This window comes from Bernardetia sp. MNP-M8, assembly GCF_037126285.1.
Lineage (GTDB): Bacteria > Bacteroidota > Bacteroidia > Cytophagales > Bernardetiaceae > Bernardetia.
The window spans coordinates 5,046,699-5,069,533 of the sequence record NZ_CP147012.1 but is presented as its reverse complement, the minus strand read 5'-3'; the positions used below and the strand labels follow the sequence as shown (position 1 = coordinate 5,069,533).

At 31.3% G+C, this 22,835-nt stretch carries 19 protein-coding genes; 12 read left to right on the top strand and 7 right to left on the bottom strand.

Features of this window, described 5'->3' with window-relative positions:
* Positions 1-74 precede the first annotated feature (74 nt).
* The 4 genes from V9L04_RS20495 (at position 75) to V9L04_RS20480 (ending at position 6,548) form a co-directional block, all read left to right on the top strand.
* Entirely contained in the window at positions 75-1,766 is a 1,692-nt protein-coding gene (locus V9L04_RS20495) for an adenylate/guanylate cyclase domain-containing protein (RefSeq protein WP_338791800.1), read from the top strand.
* A 120-nt stretch (positions 1,767-1,886) separates the two neighbouring features.
* Positions 1,887-4,115, top strand: a complete 2,229-nt coding sequence (locus V9L04_RS20490; protein ID WP_338791799.1) for a cyclic nucleotide-binding domain-containing protein — start codon at positions 1,887-1,889, stop codon at positions 4,113-4,115.
* Between the two features lie 94 nt (positions 4,116-4,209).
* Positions 4,210-5,616, top strand: a complete 1,407-nt coding sequence (locus V9L04_RS20485) for a HEPN domain-containing protein (RefSeq protein ID WP_338791798.1) — start codon at positions 4,210-4,212, stop codon at positions 5,614-5,616.
* 68 nt (positions 5,617-5,684) lie between these two features.
* The gene (locus V9L04_RS20480) at positions 5,685-6,548 is read left to right on the top strand and encodes a hypothetical protein (RefSeq protein ID WP_338791797.1); all 864 of its coding nucleotides are present in this window, start codon (positions 5,685-5,687) and stop codon (positions 6,546-6,548) included.
* Positions 6,549-6,591: 43 nt separating this feature from the next.
* Here V9L04_RS20480 and V9L04_RS20475 read toward each other — a convergent pair whose 3' ends face one another.
* Positions 6,592-7,605, bottom strand: a complete 1,014-nt coding sequence (locus V9L04_RS20475; RefSeq protein ID WP_338790811.1) for an IS110 family transposase — start codon at positions 7,603-7,605, stop codon at positions 6,592-6,594.
* 650 nt (positions 7,606-8,255) lie between these two features.
* Here V9L04_RS20475 and V9L04_RS20470 point away from each other — a divergent pair.
* Together V9L04_RS20470 and V9L04_RS20465 are read left to right on the top strand one after the other, a co-directional pair.
* Positions 8,256-9,191: a hypothetical protein gene (locus V9L04_RS20470; protein WP_338791796.1), complete on the top strand. Its 936-nt coding sequence runs from the start codon at positions 8,256-8,258 to the stop codon at positions 9,189-9,191.
* A 525-nt stretch (positions 9,192-9,716) separates the two neighbouring features.
* Complete coding sequence (locus V9L04_RS20465; protein ID WP_338791795.1) at positions 9,717-10,751, top strand: ISAs1 family transposase; 1,035 nt, start codon at positions 9,717-9,719, stop codon at positions 10,749-10,751.
* Here the strand turns inward: V9L04_RS20465 and V9L04_RS20460 are convergent.
* Both V9L04_RS20460 and V9L04_RS20455 read right to left on the bottom strand, forming a co-directional pair.
* Positions 10,746-11,744 carry a hypothetical protein gene (locus V9L04_RS20460; protein WP_338791794.1) on the bottom strand — a complete coding sequence of 333 codons (999 nt, stop codon included), beginning with the start codon at positions 11,742-11,744 and terminating at the stop codon, positions 10,746-10,748. The two genes, V9L04_RS20465 and V9L04_RS20460, sit on opposite strands and share 6 nt — an antisense overlap.
* Positions 11,745-11,844: 100 nt before the next feature.
* Positions 11,845-12,039 (bottom strand): DUF4277 domain-containing protein, encoded by a 195-nt coding sequence (locus V9L04_RS20455; protein ID WP_338791793.1) that lies wholly within the window; start codon positions 12,037-12,039, stop codon positions 11,845-11,847.
* 343 nt (positions 12,040-12,382) lie between these two features.
* On the opposite strand from V9L04_RS20455, the gene V9L04_RS20450 reads away from it, so the two are divergent.
* The 4 genes from V9L04_RS20450 (at position 12,383) to V9L04_RS20435 (ending at position 15,469) form a co-directional block, all read left to right on the top strand.
* On the top strand, positions 12,383-13,159 hold the full coding sequence (locus V9L04_RS20450) for a hypothetical protein (RefSeq protein ID WP_338791792.1): 777 nt from the start codon (positions 12,383-12,385) through the stop codon (positions 13,157-13,159).
* A 4-nt stretch (positions 13,160-13,163) separates the two neighbouring features.
* On the top strand, positions 13,164-14,192 hold the full coding sequence (locus V9L04_RS20445) for a S41 family peptidase (protein WP_338791791.1): 1,029 nt from the start codon (positions 13,164-13,166) through the stop codon (positions 14,190-14,192).
* 492 nt (positions 14,193-14,684) lie between these two features.
* The gene (locus V9L04_RS20440; RefSeq protein WP_338791790.1) at positions 14,685-14,981 is read left to right on the top strand and encodes a helix-turn-helix domain-containing protein; all 297 of its coding nucleotides are present in this window, start codon (positions 14,685-14,687) and stop codon (positions 14,979-14,981) included.
* An 11-nt stretch (positions 14,982-14,992) separates the two neighbouring features.
* On the top strand, positions 14,993-15,469 hold the full coding sequence (locus V9L04_RS20435; RefSeq protein ID WP_338791789.1) for a GNAT family N-acetyltransferase: 477 nt from the start codon (positions 14,993-14,995) through the stop codon (positions 15,467-15,469).
* A 181-nt stretch (positions 15,470-15,650) separates the two neighbouring features.
* Here the strand turns inward: V9L04_RS20435 and V9L04_RS20430 are convergent, their stop codons facing one another.
* The 4 genes from V9L04_RS20430 to V9L04_RS20415 form a co-directional block, all read right to left on the bottom strand.
* Complete coding sequence (locus tag V9L04_RS20430) at positions 15,651-17,024, bottom strand: dihydrolipoamide acetyltransferase family protein (RefSeq protein ID WP_338791788.1); 1,374 nt, start codon at positions 17,022-17,024, stop codon at positions 15,651-15,653.
* A 312-nt stretch (positions 17,025-17,336) separates the two neighbouring features.
* Positions 17,337-17,855 (bottom strand): hypothetical protein, encoded by a 519-nt coding sequence (locus V9L04_RS20425; RefSeq protein WP_338791787.1) that lies wholly within the window; start codon positions 17,853-17,855, stop codon positions 17,337-17,339.
* A 107-nt stretch (positions 17,856-17,962) separates the two neighbouring features.
* A complete protein-coding gene (locus V9L04_RS20420; RefSeq protein WP_338791786.1) occupies positions 17,963-18,415 on the bottom strand; it encodes a DUF2147 domain-containing protein in 453 nt (150 codons plus the stop codon).
* Between the two features lie 373 nt (positions 18,416-18,788).
* Entirely contained in the window at positions 18,789-20,747 is a 1,959-nt protein-coding gene (locus tag V9L04_RS20415) for an AAA domain-containing protein (protein ID WP_338791785.1), read from the bottom strand.
* A gap of 448 nt (positions 20,748-21,195) precedes the next feature.
* On the opposite strand from V9L04_RS20415, the gene V9L04_RS20410 reads away from it, so the two are divergent.
* A complete protein-coding gene (locus V9L04_RS20410; RefSeq protein ID WP_338791784.1) occupies positions 21,196-21,729 on the top strand; it encodes an NADH-quinone oxidoreductase subunit J in 534 nt (177 codons plus the stop codon).
* A 75-nt stretch (positions 21,730-21,804) separates the two neighbouring features.
* Positions 21,805-22,827 (top strand): hypothetical protein, encoded by a 1,023-nt coding sequence (locus V9L04_RS20405; protein WP_338791783.1) that lies wholly within the window; start codon positions 21,805-21,807, stop codon positions 22,825-22,827.
* Positions 22,828-22,835 lie beyond the last annotated feature (8 nt).

The window sequence follows — 22,835 nt, the reverse complement described above, 5'->3', positions numbered from 1 at the left end:
TAGACGGTTTCAATAAAACTATTCATTCAAAAGAACTTTTAAGAAAATTCTATCCAAAAAACAGAGCATTTATTATGAAAAAAAAGTACCTTATTCTTATTGTTTCACTTATTTTGTTGCTTTTTGTTCCTTACGACTGGGGAAAAGCACAAAATTATAATCGTCGTCAAGTAATTTCTAAAATTAGAGATTATGAGGTGAAACGAAAACGAGCTTTAAAAAATGGTGATTACAAAACAGCAATTAGTTTGAGTTGGCAAATTGCTGAAAGCTATCATCTTATCAAACAAACAGGTTTGATGGTGCGCTATTACGAACGTGCAATTTATGCAGCCGAAAAGCAAAATGACAAACTCTTAGAAGCAAGAAGTCACGAAAAATTAGGGGATAAATATGAAATGCCTGATTATTTTACCAAAAAGAATAGTCAATATCAAGAAGCTGCAACTCTTTATAATGAAATAAATGAATTTGAAAAAGAAGGAAATGTTCTTCGAAAAATTGTCAAAATCACTCATAAAGAAAGAGATTATGAAAATCTAATTCCGACAGCAGAGCTACTTTTATCAAAACCTGATACATTTCAAGTTACTCGTCAGGATAGAATAAACCTTTCTACTGTTCTGATGGAAGCACATACAAAACAAGGAAGCGAAGAAAAAGTAAAGCTCTTTGAACTTATGTGGGAACAAGCACGCAACCAAAAACCTGACCCAAGAGATAAAAAACGAGAGTTAGCTGAGGCGATGCAGATTGACCCAATGCTTCTTTCTCAAAGAGAATTGGAATTTTTACGTACCCAAAAGAAAGAACTAACATTAGATATAGATTCTCAAAAATATGTCATTGAAAAACAAGGCTTAGAGCTTCAACTTAAAAACCTTGATTTAAAAATTAAAGAATCTGACCGTCAGAAACAAGAAGCCATTGCAAAAGAACAAAAAGCAGAAGCTGAAAAACAAAAAGCAGAAGCTGCCACTCAACGAGCAAGAAACAATCAATTTTTAATAGGTCTGATTGGAGGTGGAATTGTTCTTCTTCTTTCTGTAATTGCTTTTGTTCAGAAGTTTAATAGTAACCGTAAACTCAATTCTAAAAACAAAGAAATTGAATTAGAACGTCAAAAATCAGATACACTTTTGCTCAATATTCTCCCAGAAGAAACAGCACAAGAACTCAAAGAAACAGGACATGCACAACCACATTCTTACGAACTTGTGACAGTTATGTTTACAGATTTTAAAGGCTTTACGCAAATTTCTGAAAAACTATCACCTGAAGATTTAGTCAAGAAGTTAGAATATTGCTTTACAGAATTTGATAAGATTTGTGAGAATAATAACCTTGAAAAAATCAAAACCATAGGCGATGCCTATATGTGTGCTGGTGGTGTTCCTGTTGCTAATACTTCCAACCCAAAAGATGCCGTAAAAGCAGGATTAGAAATGCAAAAGTTTATGAAAGAATGGAAAGATTATCAAGAAAAATTAGGAGAACCAACTTTCGAACTTCGTTTGGGGATTCATACAGGTTCTGTTGTAGCTGGCGTTATTGGTAAAAATAAGTTTGCGTATGACATTTGGGGAGATGCTGTAAACTTAGCTGCAAGAATGGAATCTAGTGGACAAGTAGGAAAAGTAAATATTTCTGAAACAACGTACAATCATATCAAAAATGATTTTGAGTGTGAGTATAGAGGAAAAATTACAGCAAAAAATAAAGGTGAAATTGATATGTACTTTGTAGAGTCATCAGTTATCAGTTAAATATTTATAACCGTCGTTGAGGCTTTGCCGTCAACGAGGTTTCAAACATAATCCTCAACGACGGCAAAGCCTCGTTGACGGTTGAAAAGCAGAATAATTTAGAGCATAAATTTCAATTATATGTTGGTAAAAAAATTGAGTGTCAGTACAGGAATTTTTTGGGTAGAAGTACCAAAAGCAAATGTTTTTATGCTTTGTGGCTGTCCTGCTGATGCTGTCAAACATTTGAAAAAACGTGGGCTTATCGAAACTATCGATAAAAAAATAGACAAAAAAATAGTTTCCTACGAATCGGGACCTAACTGTATTTTACTTTCCGAAGTACTGATGCAAAATGGTAGTTTTTCTAATTTGATAGAATTTCCTGCAATGCAGATGCTTTATTTGCAAGGAATGGGAATCCCGAATCACCCAAATAATACAGGAATCCGTCCGATGATTATAGGAACAGATGAGCAAATTGAAGCTCAAATGAAATATTTTTATCGTGGAAATTATGGTTTGATAAATAAAGAAGAATACGAAGCAGCAGGAGTAACTGGCGAAACTGCCGAGCAAATGATGCGTATAAAACTCAATTTTGCGTTTGGAAAAATCAATCCGACTGATGCAATTTTAGATAAAAGAGTTATCAAAGAAAATGACGAAGAAGTAATAGAAGATAATAAAACTGAAATCCGAAATGGTGTTTTTATTGAGCGAAAAGATTTTAATGTTTATGAGATTAGTTATCAAAATGAAAGTGTTGAAGTAAATCTGAATTTGGGTGCAGAAGACCGTTATGAAGCTCCTTATCAACTTGGTTATCATTATTTGAATAGAGAATATTTTGCTGTGGTGCATTCTGGCGAGGGCGACGGTTGGGACATCAATCGTCCTTGTATGGCAAGTATTCTGATTTTTCAAGGAAAAATTTATTTAGTAGATGCAGGTCCTAATATTCTTACAAGCCTAAATTATTTAGGAATTAGTGTCAATGAAATTGAAGGTATCTTTCATACACATGCTCACGACGACCATTTTGCAGGACTTACTACGCTTATCCGAACCGACAGACGTTTTAAATATTATGCAACGCCTTTGGTTCGTTCTGCCATTACCAAAAAATTATGTGCTTTGATGTCTATTGCAGAAAATAATTTTTCTAACTTTTTTGATATTCACGACCTTAATTTTGATGAATGGAACGATGTCGACGGACTGGAAGTAATGCCGTTGTATTCTCCTCATCCTGTCGAAACGAATTTATTTTATTTTAGAGCAAAATGGAAAGATACGTATAAAACCTATGGACATTTAGCCGATGTAGTTTCTTTTGATGTCTTCAAAAAAATGACAGAAAGAACCGATAATTTGCAGGTTTCGCAGGAATGGTACGACAAAATCACACAAAATTATTTGATTCCGTCAAACCTCAAAAAAATTGATATTGGTGGTGGAATGATTCACGGACAAGCAGAAGATTACCGAAAAGATGAATCGAAGAAAATCGTTTTGGCGCATACACACAAACCACTCACTTTCAAAGAGCGTGAAATTGGTTCTTCGGCAGCCTTTGGAATGATTGATACGCTTATCCCTGCTAGTCATGATTATTTATTTGATTTTGCTAGTAAGTATTTGCAGTTTTATTTTCCTAGCGCACCCCAACACGAAGTCAATTATTTGCTCAATCATTCCGTTAGGCATTTTAATGCAGGAACAATTTTATTCAAAAAAGGACAAAATAGTGAGTATGTTTATTTGCTGATTACGGGTTCGGTAGAGTTTATCGATTCGCAGCGTGGCAACCAACACGTTTTGCCAGCAGGTTCTTTGATAGGTTTTTATTCGGGTTATTTGGGTGGAAAAGCTCTTGAAACCTACCGAGCAGCCAGTAATATTACCGTTATTCAAATTCCTCTACAATCGTATCACGATTTTGTGGATAGAAATGATTTGTACAGCGAACTCAAACGAGTAGAAAAAAATATTTTGTTTTTGGAAAACACATGGCTTTTTGGAGAAGTAGTTTCGTTTCCCATCTTGACACGTTTAGCTAAAGCCATGACACAAGTTAAAGGAGAAAAAATAGAATTATCTCAAAAGTACATTCTCTATCTTATCCAAGAAGGCAGCATAACCATAAAACGAAACGGCAGAAAAGTAGAAACCCTACAAAAAGGCGATTTCTTTGGTGCAAACGACATTTTAGATGCTGAAAACTGGGAAGAAAACACAGAAAAATACAGCATTTCAGTTTCAAAAGACACTTCTCTTTTTGCCATTGCAGCCGATTTGATACAAGAAATTCCTATTGTCTATTGGAAGGTTATTGAAACGTATGAGAAGAGGTTTAGGAGGGTTTAATATTTTTTGTTTTATATATCTCATAAAAAAGTCTATTATTTAAACTTGTAAGAATAATCATTTCATTTTTAGAATCTATTAAATTTCTATAGTCATGAACACTCAAAAAAAACTATTTGGTAAAATATATCATCCAGAAAAATCAGATGAGATTATAGAAGGTGTTTGGCTAGAAATTACTGACAATGATATAAGAATTCAAGTTCCTAACTTTACATTTAGACAGAATAAATGGGAAGTAATAAAGGGAGAGTTTACTGGACTTGATAAAGTTTCTTTTATTGATGTTTACCCTAATGGTGATAGCTCTGGAGCAGGTGGTTCTTTTGATAATTTATCAGTGTCATTCCTTCTGAAAGGTGTACATATAGATATAAAGAATCAATTAAATCTAACTAAGTTTACTATTTTTTCTAAAGAACTAACTAAGTGGGTAAGAACGCTTCCCATAAATAATAAAAAAGAAGAAGACAAATTAATTTTTGAAATTCCTCAAACACAACAAATTATACAACTAAATTCTTCTTATCAAGGTAAAGATGTATCACTATCTTTATATACTGGCTATGATAAGTATTGGGGAACTATGGACTATGCAATAAAAGTGGATAAAGTGGCATACTTTGAAGTTCACTTTAAGGGTAAGAATAAGTGGACATTTACAGATATTTTTCAGCTTACTATTCTATTAGAAAATTTCATTTTATTCGTTATTCACGCTAACCCTCAAATTTTTGAAACTCACATTTTCTATGAAAAAGAGCTTAGTAATAAAGTCGATTCTACTACAGTTTTTTCAGATACAGATGAAGGAGGCTCTGAACTTGTAAGAAGAAGCTCAAGAGCATTCAAACCTAGTTATAGTTTTACCTTTACGTATGGAGATATTGAACCGTTTATTAAAATAATACTCAATAAGTGGCTAAGTGAATCTAAACTTCATCCTATCATTACACTACTTCAATCACATAATTATAATAGCAGTTTACCCTCATCTACTTACTTTTTTAACATGTGTTCTGCTATAGAAGCTTTGCATACTAACCTTTTGAAAGATAGGTTTCAAGAGACATCTGATAAAAAGAAACAGGAAATGAAAAAGCAAAGAAATGCTATAAAAAAGCTGATAGATGATGATAATTTAAAGGCGTTTTTTATTGAAAAAGCAGGATACTGGAGTAAATTAAGTTTACGAGAGAGAATTAGTTCATGGAAGGAAGAACTAGAAAAAATAACTAAGAGTGTTTTTATCAATACTGTATATTCATCTATAGATGACTTAATTGATATGATTGTAAAAACTAGAAATGATATTGCACACAATGGTTTATGGAATAAGCGTATTGAAAATGAGTTTGACTTGTATTTAGTTAGTAAATCATTAGAATTGCTTTTAAAATATGAAATAGCAATATTTATAGGTTATCCAAAGGACAAATGTGAAAGGTTATTAGAGAAGTCAAATAAAATTCTAGTCCATTTAAGAGATATAAATGCTTAGAAATGATACTCCATTAATAAATATCAAAAGAAGACATATCAACTCTTTTAATTAACAATTATAACAAGATGGAAAAGGAAAAAGCAATAGAGATACTTACAGAACTCAAAGAAAAAATTAATGCTGATGATTTTCTTATTGATGATTGGAAAAGATTGGCGAATAGCTCTATTGAAAAAATATTTGTTATATCCTTTCCTAAAAAACAAGTAAGTATAGGGGCGATAAAACCTACATGGAGTGGTGTAATTTTTTCTCCAAGAAATGAAGGACAAAAAAAACAAAACCAAGAAAACCAAGAGAAAAATTTAAAAATAGCCCAAGATAGACTTGCAAATTTGATAGATGAATTTATCCGTGAAATTAATACACATTCAATAGAATTTGATGAAAATGAAATATTAAAGCACTGTGAAAAAGAGTTAGATGAAGCTGAGAAAGAAATTCAATCATTAAAAGAGGAAAATATAAGAAAAATAGATGAAGCTAATGCAAAGAATCAATCACTAAAAGATGAAAACATACAAAAAATAAATGAAGCTAATGCAACAATTAAATCACTAAAAGATGAAAACACAAAAAAAATAAGTGAAGCTAATGCAACAATTAAATCACTAAAAGATGAAAATGAAGAACTTAAAAAGGAGATACCTAAGACTTTTTATCAAAAACTTCAAGATATTAATATTAATATTTATGCTTTACTAGGAGGTATTGGTGCAGTCATAGCATCAGGAGCAATTTTCTATGGTATAGGTAAAGATATAGGTTCAACAAGATATGAGAAAATTAAATATGATATGGAGGTAAAGATAGATTCTTTAAAACAAGATAGTCTAAGTTTAGCAAGTGACAACAAAAAGCTTAAAAATAGAATTGACAGCTTATATCAAGCTATACCAGTAAGAGACAGTTTGAAAAAAAAGAATTGAGGCGATAGTAACCCAGCTCTAGAAAACTATGGTAAAACCAAGCCTATCCTTTAGAAAAATTGTTAAAATTTATTCCGTTTCTATCGTATAGCGTTTTGTTTTTTACACAGGCAAAAATGCGTTGTATAATTTTATTTCGTAAGGCATTAATAACACTCATTTTATTCTTGCCTTCTGCTACTTTTCTTAGGTAATACTCTCTCATCTCCCCCTCTACTTTCATAGCAGATAAAGCGCACATGTGCAAGGCTGTTTTGAGGGTTTTATTAGCCATTTTTGATACTCTTGCCCTGCCTTTAAATTTCCCAGAAGAGTTTTCAAAAGGCACAACACCACAATAAGAAGCGAGTTGTTTGGCAGTATCAAATTTGGTAAAACCATCAGTAGCTACCAGTAACTGAATCGCTGTTACTTTTCCAACACCTACTACAGAAGTGGTGAGCCGATAGAGTTCTTTCAATTCAGCATCCTCTTGAATAATTTGATGCATCTGCTTTTCTATTTCTTCTATGCGAAGGCTAAAGTGTTCCAACGTTGTTTTAGAGCTTTCCTCTAGAAGCTGCTGAATAGACGCTTTGCTAAATTGGCTCTGCTCACCAACGTAAGTTTCTAGCTCCTGTCTGTGAGTAACTAGCTTTTTTCGTAGTGTCTGCAAGGTTTTTAGGGTTTCTAGTTCTTGAGTAGGAGGAATATATAAGTTCGCTTTGTCTTGAAAACGAAAGGCATAAGCTCCGATATTTTCAGCATCAGCTTTGTCATTTTTAAGCTTTTTGACACCCATAGAACGTTTAATTTGAATGGCATTTTCTACCCAAATGGCACAATTAAATTCCATCAAAGCAATGACAAGCCAGTTGATATACATTCCTGTATGTTCCATACAAAACAAACTTTTCTCTAGCTCATAAAGGTCTTGAAAAGAAAAAAGATAGGTCTGTATTGCGTTCAAATTGTTCTCAATGCGTTTATGATTTACTACTTCTCCTTCTTGAAGAATAGCAATATCTAAATGTTCTTTGCTCACATCAATGCCTATAAAATTTTGGTAAGTTTGCATAAATAAGTTAATTTAGAGTTACCTAATTTAAAAAGTGATTCATCGTATTCAATCAGACTTAAAACCTTATCTAATGAGTTTATTTTTAGGTCAATAAAAATACTCCGAAAACTATTTGAGTTTGAGATTGAATAAAGGTAGGAAGAGGCTGTTTCGAGAGATAGATTTTTATAGTCTGGCTCGGCTATAGGTTCTCTTCCTACTAGATGAATTCTTAAATACAAGATAAGAAATTACATCTATTTTATCTACTACAAACCTAAAGGCTCGGTTCAAGCCGAGTTAGGACTATGTATTCGGCATCTTGCCGTGCCTTTTGTATTTCCAAAGCAACCCAACACCATTTTTACAAAAAAAAGACGTAAATTTAGGAGAATTATTCTTGCCCTCGTTGGTCGTAGATTATTTTGTTGTTAAGCGTTGTCTATTGACTACGATTTATCATTTTTGCAAATCTTAAATTTGTGAGTGTAGTATTTTGTATTTACTTTCTTGCCGTGCCTTTTGTATTTTGTATTCTAGGTATATTTTGATGTTAAAGTAGTAGATTTTAGAAACTCAAAATACATGGCTGGAAGCCGAATACATATAAGTCACTCGGCAAAGCCAAGCGACAGCAATCTTCGTTTGTTGAGTAAATAATTGAAACAATGCACATTCACAAAATAGATTCTAAACTTTCAGAACATCAAAGTTTTCTAGCCCAAAATAGAAAAGACCCAATTACAGGGGATTCTATTTCAGATAGCGATGAAGTTGTTTTTTGTGTAGGTTGTAAATCTGTTTTTTTAAAAGATACGTGGGAGTATATAGGAAAAAGACATTGTGAGCAGTATGAAACATTATCTAAATTTCCTGTCCAAAAAGCGATACAAGTAAAGCTAGAGAATGATATTTTGTTTTATACTTCACTTCCAAAATTCATTTCAGGTCCAAAATTGGAGGAAATACAAGACAATATTCCTATTGAAACCAAGGAAAGCCCTTGGATTCAGACTTCTCAAAAAACTTTCCTTTACCAGCATATTATTCATAATCCTTTTATATATATGGGTAGTTTATTGTTTTGTGTTTTTATACTTCTTCCATTAGTAGTAGTAATTCCAAAAACCTTTTTTGCTTTTTACATTGCCCTTCTTGCTTTACTATTCATTTTTTTACTAAATATTCATCCACTATATCACTGGTACTTTGGACAAAAAATAAAATCTACTTATAAAAATTTTACGGATAATACATTTTACATTACTAAAAAATCAATCGGTTTTGTAAGTATACATGGATTTGAAGAATTTATTTTACCAGCAGCAAATATAACAAGTATCGTTTTTTACGAAAAAAATAATCTTTCTTCAAATAGTTATTGTATAGTTTATTATAAAATTAATGGCATCGGTACATCAATGAAATTTAATGTAGAATGCGAAATATTTCAGACTGGAACTATTCTTTTTTCTGCTCTCAATACTTTATCTAAAAGTCAAAATATTTCAGTAGAGATAGAAATTAATCAAGAAAATACGCTATATCACGTTCAGAAAATGATTGCTAATGGTAATTCTAACATTCGTATTTCTATTATTTAATAATGTCCCTCGTTGTTCGTAGATTATTTTGTTGTTAAGCGTTGTCTAAAGACTACGATTTATCAGTTTGGCAAATCTTAGATTTGCGAGTGTAGGTATTTTTTTATTTACTATCTGCCCCTGCTCTTGCTCGGATTTTTTATGGCTATCGCTCGTTTTTAACGAGTGATTTATATGTATTCGGCTTCTAGCCGTGGTTTTTTGAATTTTCGTTATTCCCCATCTGGCACCTTATACCTACTATTGGCAATAACTAAAAATTTAGGATTATCAGCCTTTTTTATTCAAAAGAAGTATCTAATTTATAGATGGTAGCAGGGCATGTTCATAAAAAATAATGTCCAAAAAAAAGGGGCGTTTGCTAAATTTTCTATTTTTGTAATTCTAACCTACAAAATATAAAACTATGCATACTCCCCAAAAAACGAATTTACAAAGTATTATCAAGAAGTACAAACTTGTCTTTTAGACCACCGAGATAACCGTGGAAAACAGCATTCTTTAGCATTTGTCATTGTTCTGTTTATGCTTTGTATTTTACGCTCTGATAAAAAACTGACAGTCGCCTATATTCATCGTTCTATGTGCCGTTCTTATAAAGAAGTAGCTCAAGATTTAGATATAGAAGTTTCTTCGTGTATTTCTTATACTCAACTTCAACGTATTCTAAAAAAAGTTGATTATCAAGGTTTTAATGCAATTAATGAAACCTTCTTTCATCAATATATTTATAAAGATGCTTTAGAATGGTACGCCATAGATGGAAAAGAACTTCGTGGTAGTATTGATGATGTAGCAGGAGAAAAACGAGGTCAAAATGTAGTTTCTCGTACTTCTCATTCAACTAAACAAAGTAGTATTGTAGGGTGGTACAATGGAAGTAAAGACTCGGAAAAGACTGTTGTATCTCATTATTTTAACTCCTACGATTACTTATTAGGTAAATATACGTTAGATGCTCTTCATTTGAGTAGTGAATTACCTGCTTTAATAGCAAAAAAAGGAGGTATTTATTTGATGCAAGTAAAGGCAAATCAAAAACTTCTTTTAGAAGATTGTAAACATATTGACGATAATTTAACTACTTCTTATAAAAAAGAAGCCTACCAAAAAGCGCATGGAAGAGAAGAAATACGAATCGGTTTTGGATATGAAATGAATACAGAATCATTACCCAAACGTTGGAAAGAAACGAAAGTCAAAACCCTGATAGTAGTAGAAAGAGAAAGAAAAATTACAAAAACACAGAAAAAAAGTAAAGAAAAAAGTTACTGGGTAACCAATTTACCTCTCAACCAAATTAATTTCCTAGAATTATTTATGGCTATAAGAGAGCATTGGACAATAGAAGTACATCATAATACAAGAGATAAACAAATGGGAGAAGACAATTTGATAACTAGAAATGAAAACCAAAGTAGGTTTATAGCTGTTTGTATAACACTAGCTACAAACCTATTGGAAGTGCAAAAAGTAGAAAATCTCACAGTACTCAGAGAAGAATTAGCCTACAAAGAACGAAATGTATATCACCTCTTTGAACATAAAAGATTTTTATGAACATGCCCTGTAGATGGTAGGTAGTTTAGCCAAAGATAAAGCTACATACTTAGTAAAAGATATATAAATAGCCAAGTAAAGAAAATCCTCTTCAAATTCCTCTTTTATTATTTCTGTATTTTCTACTAAAGGCAATAGTAGAGTGTCAAATTGTTTGTTGTAGTTATTTAGATTGAGCAATGCACAAATAGCTATTATTTTTTCTTGTTCTAATTTAGGAAAGTTGGCTAGTTGAAGAGCTTTGTCTTGGAGTAATGAAAAATGAGTAGGTAAATAAGGACTTGTTCTTTTCCACATCTCTAACGTATAAGAGCGTATCGTTGTAATTTCTTTAGATGTATTTTTTAAATTCCAAATCTTGGTTTGTTTGGCTTTCTGAAACCAGTCGTTAAATGAAGTAATAGAGTGAGGATTTCTTTCTATTAGATTCGAAATTAATAATAAAATAATACCTAGTAGGTTTCCATAATTTGAATCTTGATTATTTTCTTTATCTAATTTCTCCCAAAAAAATAATAAGTGTTTTATATGTTGGTCAAATACACTATACATTTTTTCTAAAATCTTTTTTTCTTCTGCTACTAATGCTTGATATTCTTCTGAGGTATAGCTTTTTGAATTATTAAAAAAACTCTCGTGTTGAATATAGTAAGTTTGTCCTTTAGAAAAACTATGAAGTAAAAATAGAATTTCTTTTTGCCCAGCAAAAGGAAAGTAAGGAATAAGTCTGATTAAAAAAGGAATAGCTTCGATAGTCGATTCATAAATAGTACCTTGATGGTAAAGGAATCCCTCTAAAATACTTAAATTTTTGTCAAACTTACGAGTATATTTTTTTTCGTCTTCTTCACTTTGTATTACTTTGAGTTTTTGGGCAGTATTCCATAATCTTACCAATGCTGTTTGTATATTTTCGGAAGTTCCATATGCATGTCTGATAGATTTCCATTTTATTTTACGCAAGTCTTGTAAAAATGTAGTGCTAGTTTCCATACTTTTTATTTTTAGAATCAATTAATTAAAAATCTAAATAAAATTTTACAATTTACTCAACTTCTCCATAGTTTTTTCTAAGGTATCATTATTTTAACAGTCAGTTTTTTTGTTTGGCTATTGGAACACTACGACGAGCGAGTGGCACTTTACAAGAAGTGCCAACGCTTATTTTGCGATTTTCAATATCTTGTTCAATCAACGAGTCTATCAACTCTACCAAGCCTAGTTCGTTAAAAATGGCACTAACTAATCCTAAATGGTCTATAGATGTACTGACTAAGGGAAACTGCATAGAAGAAAAATAGTGTTCTAAAAATACTGATTTTATTATAATCTAGGGTGGGAAATGACAGATAATAATTATTTTCTCTCATAAAGTGCAGTATAAGGGAATGAGTTCTTCTATAAGGATGCTAGAAGCATAATAATTGTCAGCTAAATAATATAGTGCAATATTTTACAAGATTTTTATTCATAGCTAATGTACCTTAGCAAAAATTTAGTTTTTACTTATCTTAAATAAGTAATTAAAAACCATGAACTAAAAGCTATTAAATCTTGATAATCAATAACTTACAGTAAAAAAAATAATGCGTATAGCATTTTAAAAGAAGACAATTCAAAATAATTTAACTATGAAACCTTACACAATATTGCTATTTGTACTCTGCTTTATTCAGAGCATACAGGCACAAAATGAAGAAAATTACGTTGCTAAAAATATTCGTCTTGATATTGGACTTGATTACTTGAAAAGTAATAATCAACATCTTTCTTTTATCAATTCGGAAGGTACTATTTTACAAACAAATTTATATTTTGAGCTAGAACCCACCAATTCATTTATTGGCTTATCACTAGGATTAAGAAACGGAGAATTGGAAAGCAAATATGCTCATTATAGTCCTAATTATGCAGAATATTACGCAGAATTAATTTATGCTAGAAATATATGGAAAAATAACAAATGGAATTTTAAAGTAGGTGGAGCTATTTCCTACAACTTATGGATACAACAATATAAATTTGCTACTATAACCGACGTCGTAACTCTTGTGCCATCTTTAAACTTAGATGTCTATACAAGACTAAAGTATCAAATTAGTGATAAGAGTGTTTTTCTGTGGTCTTCATCATTAGGTGTTATGAGTAAAGTTGGATTTCCTCCATATTCTACTTATGATGAATACTGGATTAAGGATTTAGATAGGGGTGAACTACTTAAAAATGGTTCTTTCAAATTTATAAATGAGTTATTTAGATGGCGAAACTCTTTTTCTTATCAAAAACAACTATCAAATAAATTTGATATCATCGTGTCTTTTCTTAGCAATCACTATAAAACAGGTGATGTAAAGAAAATTACTTTTCAGTCTTTTGGTTTACAAACATCACTTAAATATAAATTTTAATACAATGAAACTTAACTTCATATATTTGATTAGCCTATTAACATTCCTTTTGTTTTCTTGTGAAAAAGGATTTTTCGAAGAACCTGTAAATGACCCTGAAACAAACTTCGAAATATTTTGGAAAGAGTTTGATGAATATTATGCCCCTTTTGAATTTAAAGACTTAAACTGGCAGGATGAATACTCTCAAAATCGTCCTTTAGTTACGCCAATAACTACAAATGAAGAACTTTGGAATATTTGTACACAAATGATAGATAAATTAGATGATAGTCATACATTTATGATTGATTATTATCATGATAAAAAATTTTTTCTATCAGGAAGTAGGACAAGAGAGCATGCTATAGCTGAATTTTCACGAAAAGTAGTAAGAGAAAATTATATGAACTTCTTGTATGAAGTGGCTAGAGATACAGCTATTACATACGGTTTGATTCAAGGTAAAAATATCGGATATATCCATTTTGGAGACATGCAAGGAGATTATCCTAGGGATATTCAAAAAATTGTAGAAAAGTTTGACAATACTGAAGGTTTAATCGTTGATATTAGGAATAATGGTGGTGGAGACCCTGACTATGCGTTTACTTCAGCAGGAGCATTCTCTGATGGAGAACACTTCATCTTCACTGTGCAGTCTAAAAATGGTTCTGCACATGATGATTTTGATGAGCCAACAAAAAAAATTACACAGAAACCTGATGGTTATAGGTATCTAAAACCAGTAGTTTTAATTACAGATAGACAAACGATTAGTGCAGGTGAAGATTTTTGTCTAAATATGAAAGCTTTTAGTCATGTATATCATATAGGAGATAAAACATCAGGAGGAACGTCCAACTTATCTGCAATTAGAACACTACCAAATGGTTGGGCTTTTGGATTTTCATATCAAAAGACATTAAGCCCTTCTGGTGTAAGTTTTGAAGGAGTTGGAATACCTCCAGATTTTTTCATAAAAAATACGAATGTGGATATTCAGCAGGGAATAGATAAGGTGCTAGAGTATGCAATTGCTTACCTAGAATAACATGAACTCGGATTTAAAGTTTCTTTTTAGATTATGAAAATTTACTTCCCCTAAAAAAATATGGTAAAATCGCCTCGTTGGTCGTAGATTATTTTGTTGTTAAGCGTTGTCTAAAGACTACGATTTATCAGTTTGGCAAATCTTCAGATTTGCGAGTGTAGTATTTTTGTATTTACTTTCTTGCCGTGCCTTTTGTATTTCCAAAGCAACCCAACACCCCCTGCCCTTGCTTGGTTTTTTTGTGGCTATCGCTCGTTTTTAACGAGTGATTTATATGTATTCGGCTTGTAGCCGTGGTTTTTGTATTTGTTGTTACTGGACAAATAAGTTTTAAAAATAGGAAAAGATTCAAGCAAAATTTTATATTTCTTGGATTGTTTTGGAGGTAGTTTTTTAGATTTGTAATTTTGTTTGGGTACGTTTGTGAAGTATCAGACTAGAAATATGTACTACTCACTCACTACAAATGAGCAATAACCAAAAACTAACAAAATGAAAAACAAAACAGGTGTTCCAATACAAACTTTAAATCAACCTGATTATTGGATTGATGAAATAAATGGTATGCTCTACGATGCTATCTTAGTTTATATGAAGGAAAAGAACTTCAACAAAACTCAATTAGCAGTAGATTTAGAAATTAGTAAAAAACAGGCTTCTCAACTATTAAATGGAGAAGGCAATGATTTTAGTTTAGAAAAAATCCTAGAAATTTCTTTGACAATAGGTAAGTTTCCTGTTTTTCAGTTGGAAGATAAGGAAGAATACTTGAGTAGAAAGAAATCTTAAAAATCTAACGCATGACAAAAATTGTTATTTATGAAAGCGTTCATCAAAATGGAATTGATGAGATGATGAATGAAATTGCAGTGGAATTTGAGGAACAAATATTTCCAAAAGTAACAGTTGAAACTCCTAGCATTCCTGATAACTATTGGGTTGCACTATATAATGGAAAAGTGGTTGGCACAGTCGGAGTTGTTGTTGTACAAAATGAGTTTGGAGTTTTAAAAAAAATGATGTTAAAAAAAGAGTTTCGTGGAAAAGAATTTGGACTCTCAAAACTATTGCTTGAAACTGTTATCGAATGGAGTGAGGAAAATCAAATTTCTAAAATCTATCTTGGAACAATGAACCAATTTAAAGCAGCTCAAACTTTCTATAAAAAAAATGGATTTAGAGAAATTTTGGAAAATGAATTACCTCTTAATTTCTTAAAAAATCCTTTAGATAAAGTATTTTTTGTAAAAGATTTGAATAAATTATGGATAGAGTAACTATAAAATAAGAGTATGTTCTTGTGGATCTTTAGAATGAAACTTTGCTATTTGAAACACTAGATTTTCCATGAAATTAAGCAAAAAAAGGCATTGAATAAAATTTCATTCAATGCCTTTCTAATTTTCTAAGTCAAATGTGTTTTTATTTCACTTATAATTTATTACTTACAACTTATCACTAAATCGTTGTATTTACATCAAAATTCTCTAAATAATCGGCTACTCGTCTTACAAATTTACCACCTAGTCCACCATCTACAACTCTGTGGTCGTAAGAGTGAGAAAGATACATCATGTGACGAATTCCAATCATATCACCGTGTTCTGTTTCCACAACAGCAGGTTTTTTGACAATCGCACCGACAGACATAATTGCTACTTGTGGCTGCATAATGATTGGTGTTCCTAACATATTTCCGAAAGAACCAATATTTGAAAGTGTATATGTTCCACCAGACAAATCATCTGGAGAAAGTTTGTTATTTCTTGCTTTATCTACAAGCTCTGATACCTTTTTAGTAATTCCTAAAAGGTTGAGTTCGTTTGTATTTCTGATAACTGGAACAATCAAATTATCATTCGAAAGAGCAACAGCAATACCTACATGAATTCCTTTTTTCATCAATATTTTATCTCCATCTACCGAACAGTTGATTTTTGGGAAATCTTGAATTGCCTTTGCAACAGCTTCTACAAAAATAGGCGTAAAAGTAAGTGCAACACCATCACGGTCTTTTACTACTCTTTTCCATTTGTTTCTCCAGTTTACCAAATTAGTAACATCAGCTTCAATAAATGAAGTAACATGAGGAGAAATACGTTTTGAATCGACCATTCTTTGGGCAATCATTTTACGCATTCTGTCCATTTCTACTACCTCAATATCATTACTGTATGATTTCACAGGTTGTAATTGCTCTATTTTCTGATTTGATTGAGGAGTTGATTGTTGTCTTTGTTCTTTTACTTCTATTTTAGGAGCAGCAACAGCAGTTTGAGAGCCATTTCCATTATTATTTTTTCTGTTTTCAAGGAAGCTGAACATGTCATTTTTGGTAACACGTCCTTCCAAACCTGTTCCTTCGATAGTTTCCAATTCAGAAACAGAAACTTTTTCTTCTTTTGCAATAGACATCACTAAAGGAGAATAAAAACGAGTAGCTGTAGCAAAATCATTTTGCTGATGAACGTTTCCATTTACATGACTGCTACCATTTGAAGATGCAGTTTCCAAAACTGGTTCTTTCTCTTCCTCTTTTGTTTCTTGTACAGGTGCTTGAGAGCTTGGAGTGCTTCCACCTTCTGCGTCTACTTCTGTTTCTATAATAGCAATTGTTGCACCTACTTGTACTACGTCGCCTTCTTCTGCCAATATTTCGACAAGTGTACCTGCATGTGTTGCAGGAACTTCTGTATCTACTTTGTCGGTTGCTACTTCCAAAACAGATTCATCTTGTTCGATTGTATCTCCTACACTTTTGAGCCAAGTTAGGATTGTGCCTTCCATTACGCTTTCGCCCATTTTGGGCATTACCATTTCTATTTTAGCCATAGTGATGTATTTTTTATGAGTTATTTTTTTGTTAGGTCTGATAAGTCATTGGTGGAGACACCAACAACGGCAAGTGTTTTTAGTTTTATAGGATAGTATTTATTTGAACAGAAAGCTAAAGCATTCGGTACAATTTTACTCACTCTAAAGAGTAAGCTACATTTTACAAATTTACCAAAAAAATAACATTTAAAAGACAGAAATCAAAATTAGAGAGAATATTAGGGATTTATTCTTTTTTGAATAACTAAATAACTGTGAATGAAGTGTTTTGTAGTGGAATGTTTTTTAGAGAAAAGAAATTATCTTTTTTTAAAAGCCTCTTGAGTTAATTAATTCTCTTACCTGCTTTATTTCTTCTAAATTATTCCTTTGACATATTCCTAATAGTAAAGATCCTTTAGGAGCATCTGAAAATTTATTCTTTATAATATGTAATTTTTTAAGTATTTGGGGAATCTCATCTTCAAACTCAAATATACACAGATGTTTATGTCCATGGTCAAGTGAATCTAAAGGAAACCAAGCTTCCCAAATTGCTTGTACTAAAGTAAATTTAGTAACTATGAAATTTGATGGGTTTTTTAACTCAAAAATGCAATCAAATTGTTTAGGGATTTTAATATCGGCATAGGCATACAAAATAAATAAAGCAACTTCGTTATCCTGGGGTTTCCAATTAATATATCTTTCATATTCTTCTCCTTTATCGTCTCTATTTTTACATCTTTCTACACATTCATTTTTCCAAATAGCAATAGATTCATCAGAAAATAATTCAGCTGTAAATAAATATTTTTCTTGTGGTTTACATTCTTCTTCTGTTCTCATCTTTATATCTTTAAATTTGAAAATAATAATGCACAAAATAACAAAAAAATGGATAATCCATTCAACATGAATTATCCATTTCCAATTTTACATCTAGCAAAGAATGCTTATTTGACTCTAAACCAGTTTTGAGAACGTCCTACGAAAGAGAACCCTACATATCCTCTTACTTCTAGCTTGTCAGCTGAAACAAGTTTGATTTCACAGCTATATTCTTTTCCTTTAGATGGGTCATAGATTTTGCCGTCTTCCCATTTGTTGTCACCATCTTTTTCTAGTCCGTACATAATATCCATTCCTACAAGTTTTTGTCCTTTGCGTTTGCCTGTACATTCAGTACATACTTTATCCTGACTTACACCATTTAAAAGCTCAACGATTTTTCCATGTACTTTTCCATTTACTTCATAGATTTGGATGATAGATTTTTCTTTTTTAGTTTCATCGTCAATAGTTTTCCATTTTCCTAATACTTTAGCGTTTGGACTATCTTGTGGTACAAAAGCAGATAAAAGACCAATGCAGAAGATAAGAGCGAAAATTTTTGTAATACGAATCATATTTTTGTGTTTGATAATTATAATAGAAAGAGAAATTAAATTATTTTAAAGAGTATAATTTTGATAAAAAACTTCATTAAGAAATAATTTATCTAAAATTAATCTAACTCTAATGAGTTTGCAAAATTCGAACCGAAAAATAAAATGTAAAGTATGGGTAGTGTTACATTCTGAATGATTTTAAATATTTTCTCTCAGTGTCGTTATTATAGTTGATGATTGAACCACATTTATGGCAAGTAAGTGGAGTAGTAATCATCGGTGAAAAATGAAAACTAGGAAATAAAATAGAGATAACAAATCACTCAGATAAATTACACTACCAAAATTCAATATTTATATTCATCTTTCAATGTTTGGAAAGAATTAAAAACTAAACCATATATTCCCACGCACTTTTGTAAGCCTCAATAGATTCTGCATAATCTAAAAAGTCTTTATAAAACTCATCAGAACCCAATGTAGCTGAATCTCCAAAAACTACTAATCTTTTTTTAGCTCGTGTAATAGCTACATTGAATCTACGCAAATCTTTCAAAAAACCAATTTCGCCTTTTTCATTCGAACGAACTAAAGAAATATACATTACTTCTCTTTCTTGTCCTTGAAAACCATCGACAGTATGAATTGTAATTTGATTGGAGTAGTTAGCAAGCAAATCATTATTTCGAATCAAATCACGTAATAAATAAACTTGTGATTTATAAGTGGAGAGAACACCAACCGAAAAATTATCAATAAATCCTTTCGGATTTTCGATTTCTTTACTTTCTATTTTTTGTAGAATTTCCTCAAAAAGTCGTTCTAAATGAGAAACTACTAACTTTGCTTCCTCTGGATTATAACGGCTCAATGTTTCTTCATCCTGAACTTCTGAAAAGCCACATCCTGCTGTGTCGACAAATTCTACTGGTGCAAGATGTTCATAAAGAATATGATTTTTATTTGTCTCATAAGCTTTTAAATTTCCTTTATAAAATTTTTGATTAGAAAATTCCATAATCTGCTCATTCATACGATATTGTACACTTAACATTTGTGCTGATTGAGGATGTTTTTTTATTATTTTCTCAAATAATGTATTTTCTAACCCTGATTTTGCAGCGTCAAAAGATTTTATTGTTGGTGGTAGCTGTTGATGATCACCTGCCATAACTACACGATTTGCTTTCAAAATTGGAATCCAAGTTGCGCCTTCCAAAGCCTGTGCAGCTTCGTCTATAAAAAGTGTTGAAAAAGTACGATGTTTGAGAATGTATCCTGCCGAACCAGCAAGTGTACAAGTCAGAACCTGTGAATTTTCTAAGATATGTTTTGAAATATATTCTTCTAGTTTTAAAGCATCTTGTTTCAATCGTTTTGCATCACGAAGCATATTCTGACGTTCGTTTCGCTCTTGTTTTCCAAAATTTCGTTTGAACTTTAATGCTTTTTTTCGCATTTGTTCAGACTGTTTTAGTAGCTTTTTATAATACTTGTAATCAGGGTGATTTTCTATTTTCCCATCTAAAGTTATGTGTTCTAATGTATCGCTTACTCGTGCAGGATGTCCTAAACGTGTTACCTTTACCTCTTTTGCATTTAATTTTTCGGTAAGCCAATCGACAGCCGTATTACTTGGAGCGCAAACCAAGACTTGTCTTTCTGTTTTTAATGTTTCAATAATTGAGGCAACTAAAGTAGTTGTTTTTCCTGTCCCTGGAGGCCCATGGATGATGGCTATATCTTCAGCTTGTAGAATTTTCTGAACAGCATTTTTTTGTGATTCGTTTAAATCTTGAAGTGCATATTCATTTTCTTTTAGTTTTGTATTAAAACTTGGAGCTTTTTCGCCTAAAAAAACTTCTCTAAACTCTGATAATCTATCATTTTTGGCATCTTTTACTTTATCTATCGTATAATTCATTTCACGATACGTAGAATCATCAAAAGCCAAGTAAACACCAATACTATTACTTTGATTTTCTAAAAAATCTGGAAGTTCATCATTACTAAGAGCAATACGCATTTTGTTATTCTCTACTTTACTAATAACGCCATTTACTTTCTCGCCTTCTAATCCATTTTTTTGCTCAAAAACAGTAACTATACTTCCAACATTGAGCTGATGAGGTTGTCCTTTATCATTTGTTCTTTCAATATCAATATTCCATCTTCCTCCCAAACCGACAAACTCGTCATTTATTCCGACAGGAAACCAGCACAACCCATCTTTTCGACGTTTGGCTAGTGGTGCTTGTACAATTTTGAGTTGGTACTGTGCTGCATCTTCTCGTTTTTCTATGCGTAAAAGTTCTTGAAGGTGTGTGAGTTGTTGTTCTGCGTTTTTCATAATTGATAAAATCTGTATTTTTACAAAAAATACAGATTTGAAGGTTTTATTTGATAGGAAAACATTTTTTTTATGGGCTTGCGCCTTAACACTATTTTTCTGTAAAAAGTTTTATGACAAAAGAAATTTCAAGTTTATGTAGATAATAAAAGTATTAAATCTGGGTAGTGTGATTTGTGAGTGCTTTACTATCTTTGTTTTTAATTTTAGAATTAGTGTGCAATTTACCAAGAAAAATCTAGTTTATGAGGCGTAGCTTATGATTTTCAAGTTTCTTATTAAATTATTTTCAAAAAAATAAAAACGACTAGAACTGACTATTATAGTAATGGATAAAACTGATAACTCGGTGAAGTGAAAGCACTCGCTAATTATGTTTAACTACTTGGTGTTTAAAATGCTATTTTAGTTAAAAAAGTAATCTAAAAAACTTAGAAAAAGTCATATAATGGAATACATAAAAATTTTACAGATTGTCTTTGGGATAATCGTTATTCTAAGTGCATTGAATGTTTGGTATCAAAAAGAAGTGATAAAATCAGCTTTTTCATTTTTGGCTACCATGCTTGGAGTGGCTGCCCTTTTTGTTTTGGAAGGTGCTGATTTTGTGGCTGCAACGCATTTGGCTATTTATGTTGGTGGTGTTGTGGTGTTGCTTTTATTTGGGATTATGTTTGTGCATAAAATTTCAGATGAAAAAATTATATCTGACAAACAGTACAAACTTTCTGGAATTGTGCTTTCAGTTTTGTTTACTTTATTGATTTCAAGCTGGATTTTGAGAGGAAATTTAATAGAATTTGCTTCAACTAGTAGTACAAAAAAAGATTTTTCATCTAATACAGATATTTCTACACTTGATCAGATTGCACGTCTTTTTCTAACAGATTACATTCTATTTTTCGAATTAGGAGGAATTCTGCTCACTATTGCACTTCTTGGTGTAGCTGTTTTGGTAGGAGAAAAAAATAATGCTGCATAACATTTTTTATGTAAACTATTAGGATAAAAAATGACTTTGCTGATAATTGATAAATAGTAACTGATAACTGAAATTATGACTGATACATGGATAATTGCTCAACTTCTTGCTCAAAGCTGTTGTTTTTTCTTACTTTTGATGGTCTTAAAGACCGTTTTTAAGATTATCATAAAATGGAATATTTCTAGTAATGATGAAAATCAAATTGACCTTGAAAGGCGTACTTTTTTAGTAGGTGCAGTTTTGGAATTGGTGCTATTATTTCAGAGTTTTTCCTTGATTGCTTTTTTGGTTACAATCAATGAACATATTCCATCTCTTTTACGTGGAGCAATGTGTGCCACAGGTGCGCTTGAAGCAAATCAGTTTGGTTATCCTCTTTTATATTTTAAAATAGGAAGTTTGTTTGTCTATAGTAGTTTTTTATTTTTACACTTTTTGGATAAAAAAGAACCTACTTACCCTCTTACTCCTCAAAAATACTATCTTGTTTTTCCTGCTTTTTTATGTGTAATTACCGAACTTATATTGATGTCTCTTTATTTTTGGAATATAAATCCTGATTTGATTGCGACTTGTTGTAGTGTAAGTTTTTTTAGTCAAGAAATAGATGCTACTAATTTTCTAAACTCTTCAGTTTTTCTCAATGAAGGAATTTTTGCTTGGATTTTTACTGGAAGTATTTTAGGAATTTACTTAATTAGAAATCTATTCAAAAATAATAAATCAGATAAATCAAAGAATACATCTTTCCTATCTAATTTTCTACTTTTCATAGATGGTATTTTGTATATCGTTTTGAGTGTTTATGTTTTGAAATTCTTTTTTGTAAAATATATTTACGGTTTGCCTTCTCATCTGTGTTTATTTGATATTTTCTTTCAGAAATATAACTATATAGGTTACTTACTTTTCTTCAATCTATTTTTTGTGGGTCTTTTTCTAGTAAATAAATTAATTTTTGCTTTAGTAAAGAATAAATTAAATACCAATTATTTAGTTTTTTGGAGTAATTATAAAAAAATCGCTTTGCTATTTTGGGTTTTATCTTGGCTTGTTCCTTGTCTTTATTATTTTTCTTGGGAGGGAAGTTTGTAGGAAAACAA

Excerpts from the sequence above, each read along its gene's own strand:
- V9L04_RS20455 (WP_338791793.1), bottom strand. The coding sequence starts at position 12,039 with ATGCAGTTTCCCTTAGTCAGTACATCTATAGACCATTTAGGATTAGTT.
- V9L04_RS20495 (WP_338791800.1), top strand. The coding sequence starts at position 75 with ATGAAAAAAAAGTACCTTATTCTTATTGTTTCACTTATTTTGTTGCTT.
- V9L04_RS20445 (WP_338791791.1), top strand. The coding sequence starts at position 13,164 with ATGAAACTTAACTTCATATATTTGATTAGCCTATTAACATTCCTTTTG.
- V9L04_RS20410 (WP_338791784.1), top strand. The coding sequence starts at position 21,196 with ATGGAATACATAAAAATTTTACAGATTGTCTTTGGGATAATCGTTATT.
- V9L04_RS20440 (WP_338791790.1), top strand. The coding sequence starts at position 14,685 with ATGAAAAACAAAACAGGTGTTCCAATACAAACTTTAAATCAACCTGAT.
- V9L04_RS20450 (WP_338791792.1), top strand. The coding sequence starts at position 12,383 with ATGAAACCTTACACAATATTGCTATTTGTACTCTGCTTTATTCAGAGC.
- V9L04_RS20405 (WP_338791783.1), top strand. The coding sequence starts at position 21,805 with ATGACTGATACATGGATAATTGCTCAACTTCTTGCTCAAAGCTGTTGT.
- V9L04_RS20430 (WP_338791788.1), bottom strand. The coding sequence starts at position 17,024 with ATGGCTAAAATAGAAATGGTAATGCCCAAAATGGGCGAAAGCGTAATG.
- V9L04_RS20475 (WP_338790811.1), bottom strand. The coding sequence starts at position 7,605 with ATGCAAACTTACCAAAATTTTATAGGCATTGATGTGAGCAAAGAACAT.
- V9L04_RS20415 (WP_338791785.1), bottom strand. The coding sequence starts at position 20,747 with ATGAAAAACGCAGAACAACAACTCACACACCTTCAAGAACTTTTACGC.
- V9L04_RS20435 (WP_338791789.1), top strand. The coding sequence starts at position 14,993 with ATGACAAAAATTGTTATTTATGAAAGCGTTCATCAAAATGGAATTGAT.
- V9L04_RS20470 (WP_338791796.1), top strand. The coding sequence starts at position 8,256 with ATGCACATTCACAAAATAGATTCTAAACTTTCAGAACATCAAAGTTTT.
- V9L04_RS20480 (WP_338791797.1), top strand. The coding sequence starts at position 5,685 with ATGGAAAAGGAAAAAGCAATAGAGATACTTACAGAACTCAAAGAAAAA.
- V9L04_RS20460 (WP_338791794.1), bottom strand. The coding sequence starts at position 11,744 with ATGGAAACTAGCACTACATTTTTACAAGACTTGCGTAAAATAAAATGG.
- V9L04_RS20425 (WP_338791787.1), bottom strand. The coding sequence starts at position 17,855 with ATGAGAACAGAAGAAGAATGTAAACCACAAGAAAAATATTTATTTACA.
- V9L04_RS20465 (WP_338791795.1), top strand. The coding sequence starts at position 9,717 with ATGCTTTGTATTTTACGCTCTGATAAAAAACTGACAGTCGCCTATATT.
- V9L04_RS20485 (WP_338791798.1), top strand. The coding sequence starts at position 4,210 with ATGAACACTCAAAAAAAACTATTTGGTAAAATATATCATCCAGAAAAA.
- V9L04_RS20490 (WP_338791799.1), top strand. The coding sequence starts at position 1,887 with ATGTTGGTAAAAAAATTGAGTGTCAGTACAGGAATTTTTTGGGTAGAA.
- V9L04_RS20420 (WP_338791786.1), bottom strand. The coding sequence starts at position 18,415 with ATGATTCGTATTACAAAAATTTTCGCTCTTATCTTCTGCATTGGTCTT.